General features: G+C 62.3%; 16 protein-coding genes and 1 tRNA gene. 14 read left to right on the top strand and 3 right to left on the bottom strand.

Translation table 11 applies throughout. The features are described 5' to 3' along the window. Positions 1 to 74 precede the first annotated feature (74 nt). On the top strand, positions 75 to 1556 hold the full coding sequence (locus WYH_RS03550) for a M48 family metalloprotease (protein WP_046902742.1): 1482 nt from the start codon (positions 75 to 77) through the stop codon (positions 1554 to 1556). A gap of 84 nt (positions 1557 to 1640) precedes the next feature. Here WYH_RS03550 and WYH_RS03545 read toward each other — a convergent pair whose 3' ends face one another. After that, positions 1641 to 1817 carry a Flp family type IVb pilin gene (locus WYH_RS03545; protein ID WP_046902741.1) on the bottom strand — a complete coding sequence of 59 codons (177 nt, stop codon included), beginning with the start codon at positions 1815 to 1817 and terminating at the stop codon, positions 1641 to 1643. Positions 1818 to 1910: 93 nt separating this feature from the next. Beyond that, positions 1911 to 2093 (bottom strand): Flp family type IVb pilin, encoded by a 183-nt coding sequence (locus WYH_RS16415; RefSeq protein WP_244877953.1) that lies wholly within the window; start codon positions 2091 to 2093, stop codon positions 1911 to 1913. A gap of 62 nt (positions 2094 to 2155) precedes the next feature. On the opposite strand from WYH_RS16415, the gene WYH_RS03540 reads away from it, so the two are divergent. The 6 genes from WYH_RS03540 (at position 2156) to WYH_RS03515 (ending at position 6844) form a co-directional block, all read left to right on the top strand. Then, positions 2156 to 2581: a (deoxy)nucleoside triphosphate pyrophosphohydrolase gene (locus WYH_RS03540; RefSeq protein ID WP_046902740.1), complete on the top strand. Its 426-nt coding sequence runs from the start codon at positions 2156 to 2158 to the stop codon at positions 2579 to 2581. Between the two features lie 54 nt (positions 2582 to 2635). Beyond that, positions 2636 to 2712: transfer RNA gene (locus tag WYH_RS03535), tRNA-Arg, on the top strand. Between the two features lie 137 nt (positions 2713 to 2849). Continuing rightward, positions 2850 to 3341, top strand: a complete 492-nt coding sequence (locus WYH_RS03530; protein ID WP_046902739.1) for a hemerythrin domain-containing protein — start codon at positions 2850 to 2852, stop codon at positions 3339 to 3341. A gap of 18 nt (positions 3342 to 3359) precedes the next feature. Then, positions 3360 to 4934 carry a phospholipase D-like domain-containing protein gene (locus tag WYH_RS03525; protein ID WP_046902738.1) on the top strand — a complete coding sequence of 525 codons (1575 nt, stop codon included), beginning with the start codon at positions 3360 to 3362 and terminating at the stop codon, positions 4932 to 4934. After that, entirely contained in the window at positions 4909 to 5517 is a 609-nt protein-coding gene (folE, locus tag WYH_RS03520; RefSeq protein ID WP_046902737.1) for a GTP cyclohydrolase I FolE, read from the top strand. The genes WYH_RS03525 and folE overlap by 26 nt, the downstream gene beginning before the upstream one ends. 34 nt (positions 5518 to 5551) lie before the next feature. Beyond that, positions 5552 to 6844, top strand: a complete 1293-nt coding sequence (locus WYH_RS03515; RefSeq protein WP_046902736.1) for a UDP-N-acetylglucosamine 1-carboxyvinyltransferase — start codon at positions 5552 to 5554, stop codon at positions 6842 to 6844. Positions 6845 to 6917: 73 nt separating this feature from the next. Here the strand turns inward: WYH_RS03515 and WYH_RS03510 are convergent, their stop codons facing one another. Continuing rightward, positions 6918 to 7397, bottom strand: coding sequence for a peroxiredoxin (locus WYH_RS03510; protein WP_046902735.1), 480 nt, complete (start codon positions 7395 to 7397; stop codon positions 6918 to 6920). A 183-nt stretch (positions 7398 to 7580) separates the two neighbouring features. Between WYH_RS03510 and ahcY the strand changes: the two genes are divergently transcribed. The 7 genes from ahcY to addA all read left to right on the top strand — a co-directional run bounded on the left by ahcY (position 7581) and on the right by addA (position 19949). Further along, complete coding sequence (ahcY, locus tag WYH_RS03505) at positions 7581 to 8999, top strand: adenosylhomocysteinase (protein WP_082347789.1); 1419 nt, start codon at positions 7581 to 7583, stop codon at positions 8997 to 8999. A gap of 90 nt (positions 9000 to 9089) precedes the next feature. After that, positions 9090 to 11432 carry a PAS domain-containing sensor histidine kinase gene (locus tag WYH_RS03500; protein WP_046902733.1) on the top strand — a complete coding sequence of 781 codons (2343 nt, stop codon included), beginning with the start codon at positions 9090 to 9092 and terminating at the stop codon, positions 11430 to 11432. Beyond that, positions 11429 to 11872, top strand: a complete 444-nt coding sequence (gene tsaE, locus WYH_RS03495; protein WP_046902732.1) for a tRNA (adenosine(37)-N6)-threonylcarbamoyltransferase complex ATPase subunit type 1 TsaE — start codon at positions 11429 to 11431, stop codon at positions 11870 to 11872. The genes WYH_RS03500 and tsaE overlap by 4 nt, the downstream gene beginning before the upstream one ends. Further along, entirely contained in the window at positions 11869 to 12846 is a 978-nt protein-coding gene (locus WYH_RS03490; protein WP_046902731.1) for an aminoglycoside phosphotransferase family protein, read from the top strand. The genes tsaE and WYH_RS03490 overlap by 4 nt, the downstream gene beginning before the upstream one ends. Next, positions 12843 to 13559 (top strand): nucleotidyltransferase family protein, encoded by a 717-nt coding sequence (locus WYH_RS03485; RefSeq protein WP_244877952.1) that lies wholly within the window; start codon positions 12843 to 12845, stop codon positions 13557 to 13559. Before WYH_RS03490 ends, WYH_RS03485 begins: the two co-directional genes overlap by 4 nt. Continuing rightward, complete coding sequence (locus tag WYH_RS03480) at positions 13552 to 16503, top strand: PD-(D/E)XK nuclease family protein (RefSeq protein WP_046902730.1); 2952 nt, start codon at positions 13552 to 13554, stop codon at positions 16501 to 16503. The genes WYH_RS03485 and WYH_RS03480 overlap by 8 nt, the downstream gene beginning before the upstream one ends. Then, a complete protein-coding gene (gene addA / locus WYH_RS03475) occupies positions 16500 to 19949 on the top strand; it encodes a double-strand break repair helicase AddA (protein WP_046902729.1) in 3450 nt (1149 codons plus the stop codon). Before WYH_RS03480 ends, addA begins: the two co-directional genes overlap by 4 nt. Positions 19950 to 19959 lie beyond the last annotated feature (10 nt).

Raw genomic sequence — 19959 nt, 5'->3', positions numbered from 1 at the left:
GCGGCCACGATCGCGGTTGAACCGGCTGAAGGTAGGGCGCCGACGGCTGCCCGATTGATATTGAGGAGCCCTGCATGTCCGCCGTCCGTTTCAGGAAAATTCGCGCAATCGCTCTGAGCTGTGTCGCCGCCGGTTCGCTTGCGGCCTGCACCACCGTGGCGGGCGCCGGTGTGGCGCCGGGCACGCCGATCACGCAGGCGGAAGCCCAGCAGGGCGCGCAATATCACGATGAATTCGTGGCGGAATTCGGTGGCGAAGTTTCCGGCCCGCAGGCCAGCTATGTCCGCGATGTCGGGCAGGGGATCGCCGTCCAATCCGGGCTGGCGACCACGCCGGATGCATTCACGGTCACGCTGCTGAACAGTTCGGTCAACAATGCCTTCGCGGTGCCTGGCGGCTATGTCTATGTGACGCGCCAGCTCGTTACGCTGATGAATAATGAGGCGGAGCTTGCCGGCGTGCTCGGCCATGAAGTCGGCCATGTCGCCGCCCGCCATTCGGCACGCCGCCAGCAGACGGCACAGCGCAACCAGATTCTCGGTGTGCTGGGGCAGGTCCTGTCCGGAGTTTTGCTGGGCGATTCCGCGCTCGGGCGGCTCGGGCAGGAAATTTCTTCCACCGCACCGCAACTGGCAACACTGAGCTATTCCCGCTCGCAGGAGCTGGAGGCGGACAAGCTCGGTGTTCAATATCTCAACAGTGCGGGTTACGATCCGCGCGCGATGGCCGGTGTTCTTGCCAGCCTTGCTGCGCAAAATTCGCTCGATGCCTCGCTGGACGGGCGGAACGCGACGGTTCCGGAATGGGCTTCGACCCACCCGGACCCGGCGAGCCGGGTGCAGAATGCGCTGCAACTAGCCGGAAATGGGACCGGCGTGACGAATCGCGACACGTTCCTCTCGCGCATTGACGGGCTCGTTTATGGGGACGATCCGGCGCAGGGAATCATCGAAGGCAGCACTTTCACTCATCCGGAACTGCGTCTGGCATTCACCGCGCCAGATGGATTCTACATGATGAACGGAACCAGAGCCGTTTCGATCAATGGCGATACCGGCAAGGCGCAAATGTCGGGCGGATCGTTCAGCGGCAGCCTCGACGCCTATATCAGGCAGGCATTTCAGGCGCTGGGCGGGGAAGGCAGCACGCTGGCCCCGCAGAATATCGAACGTACCACCATCAACGGGCTGCCCGCCGCCTATGGAGAAGCGCGGGTGACAAGCAATGGCAGCCAGGTGGATGTGGTGGTGTTTGCCTATCAGTTCCCGGGCAATCAGGTCTATCATTTCACCGCGCTGGCACCGGCAGGCGGTATCGGGGTGTTCAACCCGATGTTCCGTTCCATGCGGCAGATCACTTCTTCGGAGGCTGCGCAGGTTGTGCCGCGCAGGCTTGATGTGGTCACCGCAGGGCGCGGCGATACCGTTCGGACGCTGGCTGCGCGCATGGCTTACCCCAATGCCCAGGAACAGCGGTTCCGTGTATTGAACGGGCTTTCTTCCAGCGACCAGATCATTCCCGGCCGACAGTACAAGATCGTCATTCGCAGTAAGTGAGGCGGCGGGGCCTGCTTGCCGGGCAAAAGAAAAGGGCGGCAGGGAAACCTGCCGCCCTTCGCTTGGGATAAGTCCGTTAAAGACTTAGTCGGTGTTCGACGTTTCCAGCGTGTCGCTGACGGTCGTGAAGGTCGTGTTGAGCTCGTTGCCGAGGCTCTGCATCGCGGTGATCGCAGCAACGGCGATCAGGGCGGCGATCAGGCCGTATTCGATGGCGGTGGCGCCCTGCTCGTCACGGAGCAGTTTGTTGAAGAACTTCATCTTGTGTCTCCTGGTCAGTCTTCGGTACCCGGCTTGACCCACCCGTTTCGGATCAAGCTCCTCGATTTTTAAGTGGCAAATGTTGAGAAAAGCCTAATTCATCACATCGGTGGATCTCGCGGAGATCGTTTCCCAAATGTCGGTGGATCCGGTTGCCATGCTTTGGAGTGCGCCCATGATCGCGATCACGATAAGGGCGACGATCAGGCCATATTCGATGGCGGTGGCGCCTGCCTGGTCGCGCATGAGGCGCGTAATGAAACCTGTTTTGCGCACTGCCAGACCTCCAAACCTCCGGAATGATCCCTCAGTTGCAGTTCTGTGCTAACGAATCGTTGATGGAACAAACTTTCCCGGATGAAATGACCGTTGCCATGCAGGTCGTGGCCGCAGTGATTCGTGACGATGCAGGCCGTCTGCTTTTGCAACAGCGGCCGGCTCACAAGCATCACGGCGGGCAATGGGAATTTCCGGGCGGCAAGGTTGAACCGGGGGAAACCCACGAATTCGCGCTCGCCCGCGAAATTGAGGAAGAGCTCGGCCTGTCGCTTGATCCCGCCTGCATGAGCGCATGTGCACAGGCGCAGGAGCATTCCGAAGCGCAGGCCCGGCAGATTGAACTCCATCTCTATCATTGTGCTGCGTGGACCGGGGTGCCCGAAGGCAGGGAGGGTCAGCTCTGGGGCTGGTTCAGCATGGAAGAGGCGGCAGCGCTGCGAATGCCACCGATGGATCGCCAGTTTTTTGCTGATCTCGCAACTTAGTTGTCACAGCCTATTGCCAAGTCTGAATCACCTGCCTATTGGCGGCCCTCCAGCGCGCCCGTAGCTCAGCTGGATAGAGCACCAGACTACGAATCTGGGGGTCAGAGGTTCGAATCCTTTCGGGCGCGCCAATTATTCGGGCGCTTCCTCACACGAGGAAGCGCCCGAATGTTTTTGGGCCTCATTCTTTCTTCACAGCCCCGGGCGTGGTGCCGGAACTCCGCCTCTGTTTGCCGGTTAGAGATGCAAGCAGAGAGAAGGAGCGATCATGGCCACCGCCGAGGATATTTTCGCACGTCTGAAGGAAGACCACGACAGGCAGCGGGCCCTGCTTGATTCGATCGAGCAGACCCATGGTGAAACCGCGGAGCGGAAGGAATTGTTCGAGCGCTTCACCCTCGACGCCAAGAGCCATGCCGCGGCGGAGGAGCAGGCGCTCTATTCAACCATGATGCGCAAGCCCGAAACCACGGACGAGACGCGTCATTCCGTTGCAGAGCATCACGAGATCGAGACCGCGCTGAACGATCTGGCCGCAACCGAGATGTCCAGCAGCGCATGGCTGACCAAGTTCAGGCAGCTCAAGCATGATTACCTCCATCATATCGACGAGGAGGAGGACGAGCATTTCAAGGATTTCGAGAAACACCTGACACGCAAGGACGAAGAACACATGCGCGAGGTGTTCGACCGGCGGAAGCAAGAGGAATGCAGTGAGGCGCAGGTAACGCCCGAGCCGGAATCAGAGGCCAAGGAATAGGCTGGTCCGGAGGGGGCATTGGGTCAGGACAAGAAACCGGTCGAAGGATTCGATGATGCTTCGGCCGAGCCGGGCATATGGCGCTATGCCATGGCGGATCGCGCCTCCGTTATCGTGGATGCGGAAGATTATTTCGCGCTGATGCAGGAAGCGATGCTGAAGGCGCGGCGCCGGGTATTGCTGATCGGATGGGATTTCGACACCCGCATCCATCTCAGGAAGGGGCGCCGCTGGTGGCAGCGCGGTTGGCGCGATCAGTATCCATCGCGCCTGGGCAGCTTCTTTGTCTGGCTTACGCGCCATAACAGGCAATTGGAGATTCGGATCCTCAAATGGGGATTCGGCTTTCTCAAATTTCTTACTCGCGGAACCATGCTGCTCGATATCGCCCGCTGGGCGCTGCATGGGCGAATCGATTTCAAGTTCGATTCGGTCCATCCGCTCGCCTGTTGCCATCATCAGAAGATCGTCATCGTGGATGACAGGCTGGCCGTGTGCGGCGGCATCGACATGACCGGGGCCCGTTGGGATACGCGCCAGCATAGCGCGCAGGACCCGCGGCGCCGCGGCCCGGATGGTCATGAACACGGCCCCTGGCACGATATGACGATGATGATGGAAGGGGATATTGCCCGCTCGCTCGATGCGCTGGGGCGTGCCAGATGGGTGAGGGCGGGGGGCAAACCGTTGAAGCCCGTGCCTGAAATGCCAGGCAGCGCATGGCCCGAAGAACTCGTCCCCCAATTCGAGAATGTAGAGATCGGCATCGCCCGCACCCGGGCGCAGTATAATGGTTGGCCGGAGGTCAACGAGATCCTGCAGCTTTTCCTTCAGCAGATCGCCCGCGCAAAGCGGTTCATCTATATAGAGAACCAGTATTTCGCGTCCCGAGAGATAGCCGAAGCGATTTCCCGCAGGCTGCAGGAAGACGATCCGCCAGAAATAGTGCTGGTCCACCCGCTCAGCGCCAGTGGCTGGGTCGAATCGCAAACCATGGATCCGATCCGGACACGGCTGGTCCAGGCCATGAAGGACGTGGACAGCAAGAACCGTTTCCACATCTACTGCCCCTATTCCGGGGATGTTCCGGTCTATGTCCATGCCAAGCTGATGATCGTCGATGACGAGATCGTTCGCATCGGATCGGCCAATTTCAACAATCGCTCCATGGGACTGGACAGCGAATGCGACGTGTTCATCGATGCGAAGCGGCCCGCCAATGGCCATTGCGGAGAAGTCATCCGTAACCTGCGCTATTCCCTGCTGGCCGAACATTGCGGACTGGCGCCGGCGGAAGTGGGCCCGTTGCTGGAAAAAGCGGGGTCGATGGCCGCGATGATTGCGGCGCTGGGCGATTCCCGCGATCATCGCCTGGTGCCCTATCAGCCCGAAGAGCTTGGCGAACTGGAACGCGAACTCGTGGATCGCGAAACATTCGATCCGGAAGAACCGCCAGAACTGTTCGAGATCATTCCGCGCAGGCGTGGCCTTTTTCGTCAGGGCAGCCTATTGGGACGCGCCGTGGCGAAGCTCGACAGTATCGAGCGGAAGAGAAAGACTAGGAAGAATGAGCAGCTTGGTCGGTCCGGATGAGGATGAACCCCGTGGCAAGCCGCCTGTCCCCGAAGACGTGCAGGATGCGATCCGTACCCTGATCCGCTGGGCGGGTGACGATCCATCTCGGGAAGGGCTGGTGGACACACCCGCCCGCGTGGCGCGGGCATGGAAAGAATATTGCAGCGGCTATGAAGAAGATCCTGCCGAACATCTGGGAAGGGTGTTCGAGGAAGTCGGCGGATATGACGAGATCGTCCTGCTGAAGGATATCCCCTTCCAGAGCCATTGCGAACATCACATGGCCCCGATCATCGGCAAGGCGGCCATCGCCTATCTGCCGACAAGGCGCGTGGTCGGCATTTCCAAGCTGGCCCGTGTCCTGCACGGCTATGCCCGGCGGCTGCAGATACAGGAACGGCTGACGGCCGAAGTCGCCCAGTGCATCTGGGACAATCTGGAACCCAGGGGCGTGGCCGTGGTGATCGAAGCCAGCCATGCCTGCATGACTGCACGCGGCGTGCGTACGCCCGGTGTGAATATGGTAACCAGCCAGGTGATGGGCACATTCCGCCGCGATCACAAAAGCCGGCAGGAAGTCCTGCAATTGATGGGTTATTGATCGTGCCGGAAGCGGTTTATCGGAGAATCCAGGAATGACGGCGCTTCTCGTGCGCGGCGGTCCTAAGTTGACTGGCCGTATCGAACCATCTGCCAACAAGAATGCCGTATTGCCGGTGCTATGCGCCACATTGTTGAGCGATGCACCGATCGTGCTGCGCAATGTGCCGGAAATCACCGATGTTACCCGTATCGTGGATTTTTTCGGCCAGCTGGGTTCCAGGGTGAAATGGAACAAGAAGGCCAAGCAGCTGGATATCGATCATTCCACGATCTCCAAAAGCGCGACGGCCACGCTGCCGCAGGCGATGCGCGCTTCGATCATGATGATCCCCGGATTGCTTCATCGTTTTGGCGAAGCGCGGCTGGAACATGAGGTGAAGGGCTGCACGCTCGGCGCGCGGGAGATTGACCCGCATGTTGCCGTGTTTCGTGCATTCGGTGCCGATGTCAGCCAGACCGGCCACGAAATCGTGTTCCGGTCCACCGGCAAGGGCGAAGCAGCGCGGATGTGGCTGGAATATGCCTCCGTCACCACGACGGAGAATTTCATCCTCAGCGCCTTCACGGTGAAGGGGACTTCGCAGATCGTGAATGCGGCCTGCGAACCGCATGTGCAGGAAATGTGCAGTTTCCTGGAGCTGATGGGCGCGAAGATCCTGGGTAAGGGCACGTCCATGGTTTCGGTGGAAGGCGGCGTGGAACTTGGCGGCGCGGATTACACCTTCACCGAGGATTTCCACGAGATCGCCACTTTCCTGGCGCTCGCAGCCGTAACCGGGGGCGATATCGCCGTCCGCAATGGCCATCCGGAACATTTCGCGCTGATCGACCGCACTTTCGAAAAGTTTGGCGCCGAAGTGCGCCATGCCGATGGCTGGTCCCGGCTGGAAGCGCCGCCGCAACTGAAGGTGGAGGAAAATTTCACCTCCCACCTGATCACCAAGGTGGAAGCCGCGCCATGGCCCTATATCCCGGCCGATCTGCTGCCGATATTCATCGCGCTTGGCGTGAAGGCGGAAGGCCAGACCATGTTCTGGAACAAGGTCTATGAAGGCGGGCTGACCTGGCATACCGAATTGTCACTGTTCGGTGCGCACACATTGTTGTGCGATCCCCATCGCCTGATCACTTTCGGCGGCAATCCCCTGGCGCCGGCGACCGTGACATCGCCCTATATCATCCGTGTGGCGATTGCCCTGCTGATGGTGGCAAGCTCGATCGAAGGGGAATCGCGCATTCTCGATGCCGATCCGATCCGCCGGGCCCATCCCAACTTCGTGGACAATTTCGTGTCGCTGGGCGCGGATGTGAAATGGGAAAAATAGGCTTGCCGGGCCGATTTCCCATGTAAAAAGGGGCGCCTTGCGGGCGCCCCTTTTCGTTTGAATTCGGTGTTCTTTACAGCTGGCCGAGCATGTGATCGGCGCTGCTGACCTTGAAATCGCCCGGCGCTTCGACGTTGATTTCCGTGACCGTGCCATCGTCCACGATCATGGAGAAACGCTGTCCGCGCTTGCCCATGCCGAAGCCGCTGCCATCCATGGTCAGGCCCAGCGCTTCGGCAAAATCGCCATTGCCGTCTGCCAGCATGGTGATGTCCTTGCTGCCCTTGCTATCGTTCCAGGCGCCCATCACGAAGGCATCGTTAACGGCGGTGCAGGCGATTTCGTCCACGCCCTTGGCCTTCAGATCCGATGCCTTTTCCACGAAGCCCGGCAGATGCTTGGCCGAACAGGTCGGCGTGAAGGCACCGGGAACAGAGAAAAGCGCCACTTTCTTGCCGGCGAAATAATCGCTCGACTGGACCTTTTCCGGCCCTTCGCTCGTGGCTTTCACCAGCGTCACGTCGGGCAGTTTGTCTCCCTTGGAAATCGTCATGCTTGGAATATCCTTCTATCTCCGTCCGAGCTGTAGATAGGCGGATCGCAGCCTGACGCAACCGGCTAACAGTTTAGGGGAGCCGGGGTTTACGAACAGGGTAGGGAACGTATAAACGGCGCATAAATCTGGCGCCGCGTGGAGCCCCGGCAGCGCTTTCACCCCAAATCGCAGGAGAAGTGTATGGCGACTGCAGCTGCAGAGCACGACTATATCATTAAAGACATCAGCCTGGCCGGTTACGGACGCGATGAAATCAACATCGCCGAAACCGAAATGCCGGGCCTGATGGCAACGCGCGAGGAATATGGTGACAGCAAGCCGCTGAAGGGCGCGCGCATCACCGGCTCGCTGCACATGACGATCCAGACGGCTGTCCTGATAGAAACGCTCGTGGCGCTGGGCGCCGAAGTGCGTTGGGCCACCTGCAACATCTTCTCGACGCAGGATCACGCCGCAGCCGCCATTGCCGAACAGGGCATCCCGGTCTTCGCCGTGAAGGGCGAAAGCCTGGCCGAATACTGGGATTATGTCGGCAAGATCTTCGACTGGTCGAGCGACGAAGATCCCGATTGCACTGCCAACATGATCCTGGATGATGGCGGCGATGCCACCATGTTCGCCCTGTGGGGTGCGCGCATCGAAGCCGGCGAGACCATGCCGGACCCGCAGAATGCCGAAGAAATCGAGATGCAGCGTTCGCTGAAGGAATTCCTGAAGCGCAAGCCCGGCTATCTGACCAAGAGCGTGCAGAACATCCAGGGCGTTTCGGAAGAGACGACCACGGGCGTGCATCGCCTGTATCACCTTGCCAAGGCCGGCAAGCTGCCGTTCCCGGCGATCAATGTGAATGACAGCGTCACCAAGTCGAAGTTCGACAACCTCTATGGCTGCCGCGAATCGCTGGTCGATGCGATCCGCCGTGCGACGGACGTGATGCTTTCGGGCAAGGTCGCCTGCGTTGCCGGTTTCGGCGATGTCGGCAAGGGCTCCGCCGATTCGCTGCGCCAGGGCGGCGCACGCGTGCTGGTTACTGAAATCGACCCGATCTGCGCCCTGCAGGCGGCGATGGAAGGCTATGAAGTCGTCACCATGGAAGAGGCGACGAAGCGTTGCGACATCTTCGTGACCACAACCGGCAATGAAGACGTGATCACCGCCGAACATATGAAGGCGATGAAGCCGATGAGCATCGTCTGCAATATCGGCCACTTCGACAGCGAGATCCAGATCGGGGCGCTGGACAATTACGAATGGAAGGAAATCAAGCCGGGTACGGATCTGGTAACCTTCCCGGACGGCAAGCAGATCATCGTTCTGGCCAAGGGGCGCCTGGTCAATCTGGGCTGCGCCACCGGCCACCCGAGCTTCGTGATGAGCTGTTCCTTCACCAACCAGACGCTGGCGCAGATCGAACTTTTCACCAAGGGTGACGAGTATGAGAACGACGTTTACGTCCTGCCGAAGCATCTGGACGAGAAGGTGGCCGCGCTCCACCTCGAAAAGCTGGGCGTGCAGCTTACCAAGCTGACCCAGAAGCAGGCCGATTATATCGGCGTGCCGGTGAATGGTCCGTTCAAGCCGGATCACTACCGCTACTGATCTGAAGACAGGCACCGCGCGCCTCCGCATCTGTGTGGAGGCGCGCGGCAGCCATTGCATCCGCCGTGCGCGCCGCATAGCTGACAGCGCATGGAACTCTCGCCGATCGCACTGGTATTGCTTGGCCTGCTGCTGGCAGGCTGGACTTTTGGCGCGGTATGGCTTGTTCTGGCAGCCCAGAAGCGCGCCCGCCAGGCACGGACTGCCCGCGGCATGGCCCGCAGGCTCACCTACATGATCGAGGATTCGCCCGCTATCCCGCTGCTGGTGCGACCGGATGGCAGGATCGAAGGGCCGGACAGGCTCGCCGCATGGCTCGGCTTCGATGCGCTACCTGATTATCTGAGCGAGCTCGCCGGTGAGGATGCAGGGCTCGACGCTGACGATCTGGCTCATCTGGGTGATGCCGTCCGCCGCACCCAGAAAACCGCTTCGCCCTTTCGCATGGTCGTGACGCCGGTCGGTTCGCGCAAGAGCCTGGCCCTGCGCGGCCATCAGGCCGATCCGGTCGTGGCGCAGAGCGGCACTGCACTGGTCTGGTGGTTCGACTTTTCCGAAAGCCAGAGCGAACTGAGCAAATTGCGGGCCGAAGCAGCGGGCGCCCGGACCGATTTCGCCGCACTGGTGGGGCTGATTGAAGCCGCGCCGATGCCGATGTGGTTCCGCAGCGACGATGCCGAGCTGAGGCTGGTCAACAGCGCCTATGTGAAGGCGGTCGGGGCGCAGAGCGCCGATAGCGTCGTCAAGGACCAGATCGAACTGATAGAGCCGGTTGACGGGCTGAGCGCGGCGCAGATCGCGCAACAGGCACGAGAGCAGGACATGCCGTTTGAACGGATCGTGCAGGCGACTGTCGGCAGCCAGCGCCGCACATTGCGCGTCAGCGACCTGCCGCTCGGCAAGGAGGGCGTTGCCGGCTATGCCATCGACATCGAAGAAATGGAGGAGCAGGCCCGCGCCTTCCGCGCCTTCCGCGAGGCGCAGCGGTCCATGCTCGATCAGCTCTCGGTCGGTGTGGCGCAATTCAATGCCGATCAATTGCTCGAATTCGCGAATCAGCCATTCCGCCGTATCTTTGCCCTGCCGGGTACGACGCAGCTCGATCCGCCGCCATTCGACCGTTTTCTGGATATTGCCCGCGATGCAGGGCGTCTGCCGGAAGTCCGGGATTTTCCCGCCTGGCGCAAGGAACTGACCGCGATCTTCACCGCGGGCGAGGCGCATGAGGATGCGTGGACCCTGCATGATGGCACACATCTGCGGATCGTGGCGCAACCCATGCCCGATGGCGGACTGGTCTTCATTGCGGAAGATCGTTCGGAACAACTGGCCCTGTCGGCCACGCGCGACACGCTGCTGCGCACCCGCACTGCCACGTTCGACAGCCTGTTCGAATCGCTGGCGGTATTCGCGCCGGATGGGCGGATGCAGCTGTGGAATCGTCGCTTCCCCGAAATATGGGGTCTGCCTGAAGAATATCTGGACGAGCATCCCCGCGCGGACGAATTGCTCGATGCCATCGGGCCGCATCTTGCGCGCCCTGCGCAGCGCAAGGCCATTGGCGACGTGGTCCGTTCCGCCACGCTGGATCGCAAGCAGCGCAGCGGGCGTGTCCAGCTTTCGGATGGGCGCACGCTGGAATTTGCCGGGGTTCCGCTGCCGGACGGGAACGGATTGCTGACCGTTCTGGACGTTACCGACAGCAAGAAGGCGGAAGACGCCCTGCGCGAACGGGCATCGGCTCTGGAAGAAGCGGATGCGGTGAAGACGCGTTTCCTGGCCAATATGTCCTATGAATTCCGCACGCCGCTGACTTCCATCGGCGGCTTTGCGGAATTGCTGCAAAGCGGTGTCGCCGGGGATCTGAGCGACCAGGCGAAGGAATATGTCGACGCGATTATCTCGTCAGTGGAACGATTGTCCTCGCAGATCGAAACGGTTCTGGACCTGACGCAGAGCGAGGCGGGCCTGCTGCCCCTGGCGACGGAGGAAGTGGAACTGCTGCCTTTCGTCACCCAGATCGTGCGCGAGCGCGAGGAAGCGATCGAGAATGGCGGCCTGTCGCTGGATCTGCGCGGCGACCGTTCGGCCGGAAAGGTCATGGCCGACAAACGGCAGCTGGGCCGTGCGCTGGGCAACATCCTCGACAATTCGATTTCCGCCACCCCGAAGGGCGGGCGAATTCTGGTGGCCCTTTCCCGCCGCCAGAAGGGTGTGAAGATCGTCATTTCCGACAATGGTCAGGGGATGAAGCCAAGCGAACTGGCGCGCGCGCTGGACGGATACCGGCTGGATGCGGATGGCAAGCCGGCCAAGCGCCGTGGCGGCCTTGGCCTGCCGCTGGCCCGCCAATTGATCGAAGCGCATGGCGGGCGCCTGGAACTGCAATCCGAAAAGGGGAGCGGCACGACCGCCACGATATTATTGCCATGATTGTTGACCTGCCCGACCTGTCGGCGATGGAAAGCCTGGGCCAGCGGATCGCCGCGAAGTTGCAACCTGGCGATGTCGTCGCGCTGACTGGCGGGCTCGGCGCGGGCAAGACCACGCTGGCCCGTTCGATCATCGCGGCGCTTGGTCATGCGGGCGAAGTTCCGTCCCCCACATTTACCATTGTGGAAACCTATGATCCGCCATCCGTCCGCCTCCCGCTGGTCCATGCGGATTTCTATCGCCTTGAAGATCCTTCCGAGGCTGAAGAGATCGGGCTGGACGATTACCGCGAAGGTGCGGCCCTGATCGCAGAATGGCCCGATCATGCAGGCGGCTTCGCGCATGAGCCATCCTGCCTTTCCATCACGTTGGAAATATCGGGAAAGGGACGGAAGGCGATTGTCGAAGCCGGTGCCAATTGGCAAAGCCGTATCCCATGAACGAAGCTTTGCCCGAAGGGCTGGACGAATTTCTGGACGCTGCCGGTTGGGGCGGTTCGCAAATCGAACCCTTGCCCGGAGATGCCAGTTTTCGCCGTTATTTCCGTGTCCGCAGCGGCGGCAATACTGCGATGCTGATGGATGCGCCGCCGCCGAACGAAGATCCGGGCCCGTTCCTCCATGTCGGCAAATGGTTGTCCGAACAGGGTATGCGCGCGCCGCATATCTATGCCGAAAGGCCGGAGCGTGGCCTGGTGCTGATCGAAGATTTCGGCCAGGATCGGATGCGGGACTGGCTGGACCTTCATCCAGAGGCGGAAGAGGACGTGTATTCCAGGGCGATCGATGCGCTGGTGGAATTGCACAAACGGCCGCCCGGTCCCTTCGATCCTTATGACATGCAGACCTATCGGCGTGAGGCTGCGCTCCTGACCGAATGGTATTGCCCGTTGATGGGCCTTGAGGTGGATTCGGAAGCCTATCTGGCCGCCTGGGACGAGGTGCTGGCCCCCATGCTTCCGCGGCAGACCCCGGGCGTGACGGTGCTGCGCGATTATCACGCGGAAAATATCATGCTGCTCGCCAATGGCGAACAGGGGCTGATCGATTTTCAGGATGCCCTTGTGGGGCACCGCGCCTATGATCTTGTCTCGCTGTTGCAGGATGCCCGGCGGGACGTTTCGTCGGATCTGGAACAGGCCATGCTGGACCGTTATCTGTCAGCAATGGATGCGGGCGAGGATTTCAAGGCGGATTACGCACGGCTCGGCGCCCAGCGGAATGCCAAGATCGTGGGTATTTTCGCGCGTTTGTGGAAGCGCGATTCCAAGCCGCGCTATCTGCCGATGATTCCGCGTGTGTGGGAAGCGATGGAGCGCGATCTGGCGCATCCCGCGCTGGCGCCTGTGGCGGATTGGTTCGCCCGGAACATTCCGCAGGAAATCCGCGACACATTCGGCGGAGAAATCCAGTGAGCAAGCTCGTGACCGACACCGCGATGGTTCTGGCTGCCGGGCTGGGCAAGCGCATGCGGCCATTGACGGCCACGCAGCCCAAACCGATGGTGCGGGTGGCCGGCAAGCCGTTGCTGGATCACGCGCTGGATCGCCTGGCTGAAGCAGGCGTGGCCAAGGCGGTGGTGAATGTCCATTATCTGGGCGATGCGATCATTGCCCATGTCAAGGAACGGGCCAAACCGGCCGTTACCATTTCCGACGAACGCGGCCTGCTGATGGAAACAGGGGGAGGGCTGGTGAAGGCCGCCGATCTGCTGCCCGATCCGTTCTTCAGCGTGAATAGCGACAATATTTGGCTGGATGGCCCCTTCGATGCCTTCAGCGAATTGTCCCACGCGTGGGATCCGGAAAAAATGGACGCGCTGCTGCTGCTCGTGCCGCATACCGGCGCCCGGAATTTTCGCGGCAAGGGCGATTTTCACATGAACGGGGCGGGGCGGCTGATCCGTCGCCGTTCGGGCCGCGTGGCGCCCTTCATTTTTACCGGCGTGCAGCTCGCATCCAAGCGCCTTTTGCGCGATGCCCCCGCGGGCCCGTTTTCTACCAATCTGTTGTGGGACCGCGCCATGGAGGAAGGGCGCCTTTACGGGGTCGCCTTCAACGGCGAATGGTTTGAAGTGGGCAATCCGCAATCGATAAGGCCTACCGAGGCTGCCTTGTCCGGTGCCTGATCTGCCGGGGCCAAAGCTTTATTCCATTGCCGCGCATCGCGGGTTTGCCGATGCGCTGGTGGCGGGGCTGGTGCCGCGCTACGCCGACAAGGATACCGGCCTTGCGAAGCTGACGCTCCTCCTGCCCAGCAGCCGCGCCATGCGCACGATGAGCGAGGCCTTCATCCGGCATTTCGGCGCAAGTGACGCGCCCGGCCTGCTCATGCCCCGAATGGCCGTTATCGGCGATCTCGATCTGGACGAGACACTGGGCCCATTGCTCGATCCGCTGGGTGCGGGCGGCGATATCGCACCTGCCGCCGACCCGACCCGCCGCTGGCTGAGGCTTGCCGAGCTGATCGGAGAAGAACGCAGTTCCGATCCCGTGAAGGGGAGCGCATTGCTCCGCCTCGCATTCGAAGCCGGGCGGGCGATGGACCGGCTGCTGGTGGAAGAGATCCGGCCCGAACAATTGCTCGAACGGGGCGTGCTCGATTTTCTGGGAGATCTGGCGGGCCATTGGCAGGACAGCCTGCGTATATTCGCGCGGGTTCAGCTCCGCTGGCTGGCCGAATTGCAGCAGCGCGGTGAACAGGATGCCGCGGCCCGCCGCAATGCCCTGTTCCGCCTGGCGGCGAAACGCTGGAAGGCCGATCCGCCCGCCACACCAATCGTTGCGGCCGGCGTGACGAGCGCGGCGCCCGCATTGGCGAAACTGCTGCGCGTCGTGGCGGACCTGCCGCAAGGCGCGGTGGTGCTGCCCGATCTCGATCTTTCGATGCCGGCCGAAGTCTGGGAGGAGCTTGGATCAGCAGGCGCGCCGGATGCCGAAACGCCCCTGGCGCGCGGCGATGCCGTCACCCATCCGCAATATCATCTCAAGCTGTTGCTGAACCGGATGGGTGTGGCGCGCGATGAAGTCCAGCATTGGCATCGCGCGGGCATGGGCAAGGGCCCGCCGGAGCGCAGCCATGCAATTTCCAGCCTGTTCCTTCCTCCGGAAGCGAGCAAGGCATGGGTCGATCTTCCGCCTGAGAGGCGACGGCTCTCGGGCGTCCGCCTGATGCAAAGCGCCAATCCTGAAGAGGAAGCGCAGGCCATTGCCCTGATGGTGCGGGAAACGCTTGAAGAAAAAGAGAAACGCGTCGCCGTAGTTACACCGGATCGCGGGCTTGCCGCGCGCGTCGTGCAGCATTTGCGGCGCTGGAATATCGAGGCTGACGATACTGCCGGACGGCCGCTTTCCCAGACACCTGCTGGCCGGTTATTCCTGTTGCTGGCCGAAGTCGGGGCGGAAAATGCCGCACCGGTTCCGCTGGTGGCATTGTTGCAGCATCCGCTGGTCCGGCGCGAAAATGGCCGCAGCGAATGGCTGGAAGCTGCACGCAAGCTGGAAAAGAACATGCGCGGGCCGCGGCCCGCTCCCGGCATCGCCTCAATCGGCGACTATGCGAAAGGGGAAAGTCTCTCTCCCTGGTGGGCAGGCGTCGAAGGCCTGCTCGCGCCGCTATTCGCGGAAGGGGAAGCACCGCTTGCGGACCAGCTCGATCGGCTTGCCACGGTGGGGGAGGAACTTTGCGGCGCGTCCCTGTGGGAAAGGGAAGATGGCCGCGCGCTTTCCGCCTTCATCGAGGAATTGCGCCTGCAGGCGCGCGATGTCGGGACAATGCTCGATCCGGCGGAGCTCCCCGCCGCCTTGCGCGACGCAATGGAACGGGTTGCCGTGCGCCCGCCCTATGGCGGCCATCCTCGCGTGGCCGTTTATGGCCTGCTGGAATCGCGCATGACCCGCGCGGATCTGGTGATCTGCGCCGGTTTGAACCACGGAAGCTGGCCCGGGACGCCTGCTGCCGATCCACTGCTGGCGCCGCCCGTCCTGCGGGCACTCGGTGTGCCGGGCAACGATTTCCGCATCGGGCTTGCCGCGCATGACCTTGCCGGTGCGCTGGGGGCGCCGGAAATCGTCCTCAGCAGATCGGAACGCGATGCTTCCGGCCCTGCCATCGCTTCGCGCTTCTGGCTGCGCGTCCGCGCATTGCTGGGGGAAGATCTTGTCCGCCGGCACGAGGACCAGGCCTATGTCACCATGGCCCGGGCGCTGGATGACGGCCCGGCCGCAAAGCCGCATGGTCAGCCGCGGCCAGTTCCCACGGCCGAGCAGCGCAAGGTCGATATTTCAGTCACCGCACTCGATACGCTGCGGGGGGATCCATTCCAGTTCTATGCCCGGCGCATCCTTGGCCTGAACGCGCTCGAGGCGCTCGATGCCAGGCCGTCCCCGGCGTGGCAGGGCACTCTCGCGCACGAGATCCTGCGCCGCTGGCATCAGGAGCGCGGCGATATTTACGCGATCGCCCAGGAAGAATTGCAGGAAATGAATGCCCATCCGCTGATGCGCGGACTGTGGCAGCCACGCCTTTTCGAAGCCCTGAAATGGGTGGCCGAAACGGTCGGGAAGATGGAAGGCCGCGAAGTCATTGCGACCGAGAAAGCCTGCGAAATGATCTTCGACGGCGTTCGCATTCATGGTCGCGTGGACCGGATCGACCGCCTGGCGAACGGATCGCTCGCCGTGGTCGATTACAAGACCGGATCGCCGCCCTCCGCAGCGGAAGTGGCCAAGGGTTATCGCCTGCAACTCGGCCTGACGGGCCTGATCGTGGAAGCGGGCGGGGTCGAGAATGTGCAGGGCGATGTGACGGCGTTCGAATATTGGTCGCTCGCCAAGCAGAAGGGGGGTGACGGTTTCGGTTATGCCGACATCCCGCTGAAGGTCGGGAAAAAGAGCTCTGGCCTCGACCCGGAGGATTTCCTGCCTGAAACGCGGGCCTTCCTGCACGATGCGATCGCGGGCTGGATCCTGGGCGATCGGCCGTTCACCGCGCGGCCAAATCCCGATTTTCCCGGCTATAATGATTACGATCAGCTCATGCGGCTCGACGAATGGATGGGGCGCGAGGAATGAGTGCGAAGGTCTTTCCGCTGAAAGGCGAACAAGCGCTCGCCGTGGATCCGCAGGACAGCGTGTGGCTCTCCGCCTCCGCCGGTACGGGCAAGACGCAGGTTCTTTCGGCGCGTGTCCTGCGCCTGTTGCTGCGCGAGGATGTGCGTCCTGAACATATATTATGCCTGACTTTCACCAAGGCGGGCGCGGCCGAAATGGCCGAACGCGTCAATGCGGTGCTGGCCAGCTGGGTGCGTACGAAGCCAGAAGCGCTGGCCGGCGATCTGCTGGCAATCGGTGCCGATGCCCGGCCCGAAACACAGGCGCGGGCACGGACGCTTTTTGCCAGCGTGCTGGATTGCCCGGGCGGCGGCCTGCGCATCGATACGATCCATGCCTTTTCCCAATGGTTGCTGGGCGCTTTCCCCGAAGAGGCGGGGCTGATCCCGGGCACGCAGGCGATGGAAGATCGCGACCGCGAATTGCTCGCCCACCGCGTGCTGGCGGATCTGCTGGTGGATTGGCAGAATCGCGGTGAGAAGGATCTTCTTGGCGCATTGGAGAAGCTGTCTCTCCGGCTCGGCCCCGATGGTGCGCGGACGTGGCTGATGCGCTGCGCCAATGCGCGGGAGGCCTGGATCGGGCCAGGTGCCTGGCAGGAACCGCTGGGCGGGCGAATCCGGCAATTGCTTGGGCTGGAATCTGATGCCGGGCCTGAAAGCCTGGCCGCCCTGTGTGGTGACGATCAGTTCGATGTCCGGTCCCTGCGCGCCTGCAGCGAAGCCAATGCGGCCTGGGGAACCAAGACCGGGCTGGCGGCGGCGGATGTCATCGCATCCTGGCTTGCGGCCAGCCCTGCGCGGCGCGCCGAAACAGCCGATGATCTGTTCAAGGCGTTGTTCACGCAGAAGGGTGAGCCGCGCTCGCTCAAAGCGCTGGAAAAGAAGGACCCGATCTTTCCGCGCAACGTGGATGCCGTGCGCGTCAGCCTGTCTGCCGTTCTGGACCACAGGGCGCTGCTGGCGGTGGCCGATTTTGCGACGCCGGCTCTAACTGTCGGGCGGCGGTTCGCATTGGCATGGGACGATGCCAAACAGCGCGAAGGTCTGGTCGATTTCGACGATCTGATCCGCCGCGCCGCCGCGCTGCTGGCCGATGGCGGGCTGGGGCCGTGGATCCGATACAAGCTGGACCGCCAGATCGATCACATCCTGGTGGATGAAGCCCAGGATACGAATGAGGCGCAATGGTCGATCATCCGTGCGCTGACTGACGATTTCTTTGCCGGTGAAGGGCAGCGCGACGGGAAATTGCGCACGATTTTCGTGGTTGGCGATTACAAGCAGGCCATCTTCCGTTTCCAGGGCACAAGCCCCGAAAATTTCCAGCGCGCGCGCGAACGGTTTCGCAAGGCCATGGCCGATCGGGCAGCGGCTGCACGCCAGTTGCGCGAGAATCTGGATGCGCGCGAACTGGTGGAACTGGGACTTGGCCGTTCCTACCGTACGGCGCAAAGCGTGCTGCAATTCGTGGATCGCAGCATAGAGGCAATTGGGTACCGGGAATTCGGCCTGGATAACGCGCCGGATCCGCATATCGGCGATGATCGGCCCGGGCTGGTCACATTGTGGAAGCCGGTCAATCCCATGCCGGACGACGATGACGACGAGGATGCGCCTGACAATTGGCTTCCTGCGCCCGAACGGCGCATGGCGGACAGGATCGCGGCGCAGATCAAATCCATGATCGGCAGCTTTACCCTTGTGAAGGGCGGCAAACGTGCTGCCGGACCGGGCGATATCATGGTGCTGGTGCGCAAGAGGCGCGAACTTGCCGGACTGATCGTGGCCCGGCTTCATGCGGCGGGCGTGCCTGTTGCCGGTGTCGATCGCCTGCGGCTGGGCGCACCGCTTCCCGTCAAGGATCTGATGGCCGCGCTGCGTTTCGCCGCTCAACCGCTTGACGATCTCAGCCTCGCCAGCGTGCTTGTCTCCCCCCTGTTCGGGTGGAGCCAGGAACAATTGCTGGAACATGGCTATCGCGCCAAGGGCGTTCCGCTCTGGGCCCATTTGCAGCGCAGCACCGATCCGGATGTCCGGCAATCGGTGGACATGCTGCTCGACCTGCTGGCCCGCGCCGATTTCGAACTGCCGCAGGCACTGCTCCATTGGATGCTGGTCGGCCCCTGGCAAGGGCGGCGCAAGCTTGTTGCGCGGCTTGGGCGAGAAGCGAACGATCCGATTGACGAATTGCTCAATGCCGCCTTGTCCTATGCCGGGGCGCATATTCCCAGCCTGCAGGGCTTCATCCAGTGGTTCGATGCGGGCGAGGGTGAACTGAAGCGGGATCCGGGTGCGGGTGAAGGGCTGGTCCGGGTGATGACGGTCCATGGGTCCAAGGGGTTGCAGGCGCCAATCGTGATCCTGGCCGATGCCACTGGCAATCCCGACAGTTCGCCGGTTCGCGAGATTTCGTTGCCCGATGGGGAACGCAGCATTCCGTTACCGGGTCTGCGCAAGGCGGAAAAGGTCGGCCGTGTTTCGGAAGCGGAAGAGGCGGAGCGCAAGGCGGAGCGGCAGGAGCACTGGCGTCTGCTCTATGTCGCCATGACCCGCGCGGAAGAGGCCTTGTTCGTCGGCGGCGCGCTGGGCCAGCGCGACAAGGGGGAACCTGCGCCGGATAGCTGGTATGCCCGGCTCGCGCCGCTCATGCCGCAGGAAGTGATCGAGGATCCGATCTGGGGTGAACGCCGGGAGTTTGGCGAACGGGCTGAAGGCGGGACAATCGCGGCTCAGGCGGAATTGCCTATACCGCCCTCTCTCCCGCAATGGGCCGTGCGCCCGATCGGCCCGGAACCACGGCCGCCCCGGCCGCTTGCACCATCCTCTGCGGGCGAGGATCAGGGTTCCGACCCGCCATTGCCGCCAGAGGTGAGCGAGCTGGCCGCACGGCGCGGCGTGCTGATCCATCGCCTGCTTGAACGTCTGCCCGACGTGCCCGGACCCCAGCGAGAAGAACGGGCGCGTAACTGGCTGGAGCGTAATGCAGGCGATATGCCGCTTGCCGATCGCGAGGAAATGCTCGCCCGATCGCTCGGCGTGCTGGATGAACCGCAATGGGCTGATCTGTTCGGCCCTGATGCACTGGCGGAAGTCCCGCTTGCGGCCACTGTGGGCGGCCAGGTCATCGCGGGTACCGCCGACAGATTGCTGATCGAGCCGGAGCGGATCATGGTTGCCGATTTCAAGACTTCGCGCCGCCCGCCGCACGCGCTGGAAGAAGTGCCGGTGCCAACGATACGCCAGATGGCGGCCTATGCCGCGGCGCTCGGCACGATCTATCCGGGGCGCCGGATAGAGGCGGCATTGTTATACACGCAGACGCCGCAATTGATCGTCATTCCACAGGATATGCTGGCCGCGCACAAACCCGGCTTGGCCGCAAAGCAGGAAAGCTTGGGCGGGTAAGAGCTTGCCT

The organism is Croceibacterium atlanticum, assembly GCF_001008165.2.
Lineage (GTDB): Bacteria > Pseudomonadota > Alphaproteobacteria > Sphingomonadales > Sphingomonadaceae > Croceibacterium_C > Croceibacterium_C atlanticum.
The sequence above is the reverse complement of the archived record's forward strand: the minus strand, read 5'-3'. Positions and strand labels throughout refer to the sequence as shown.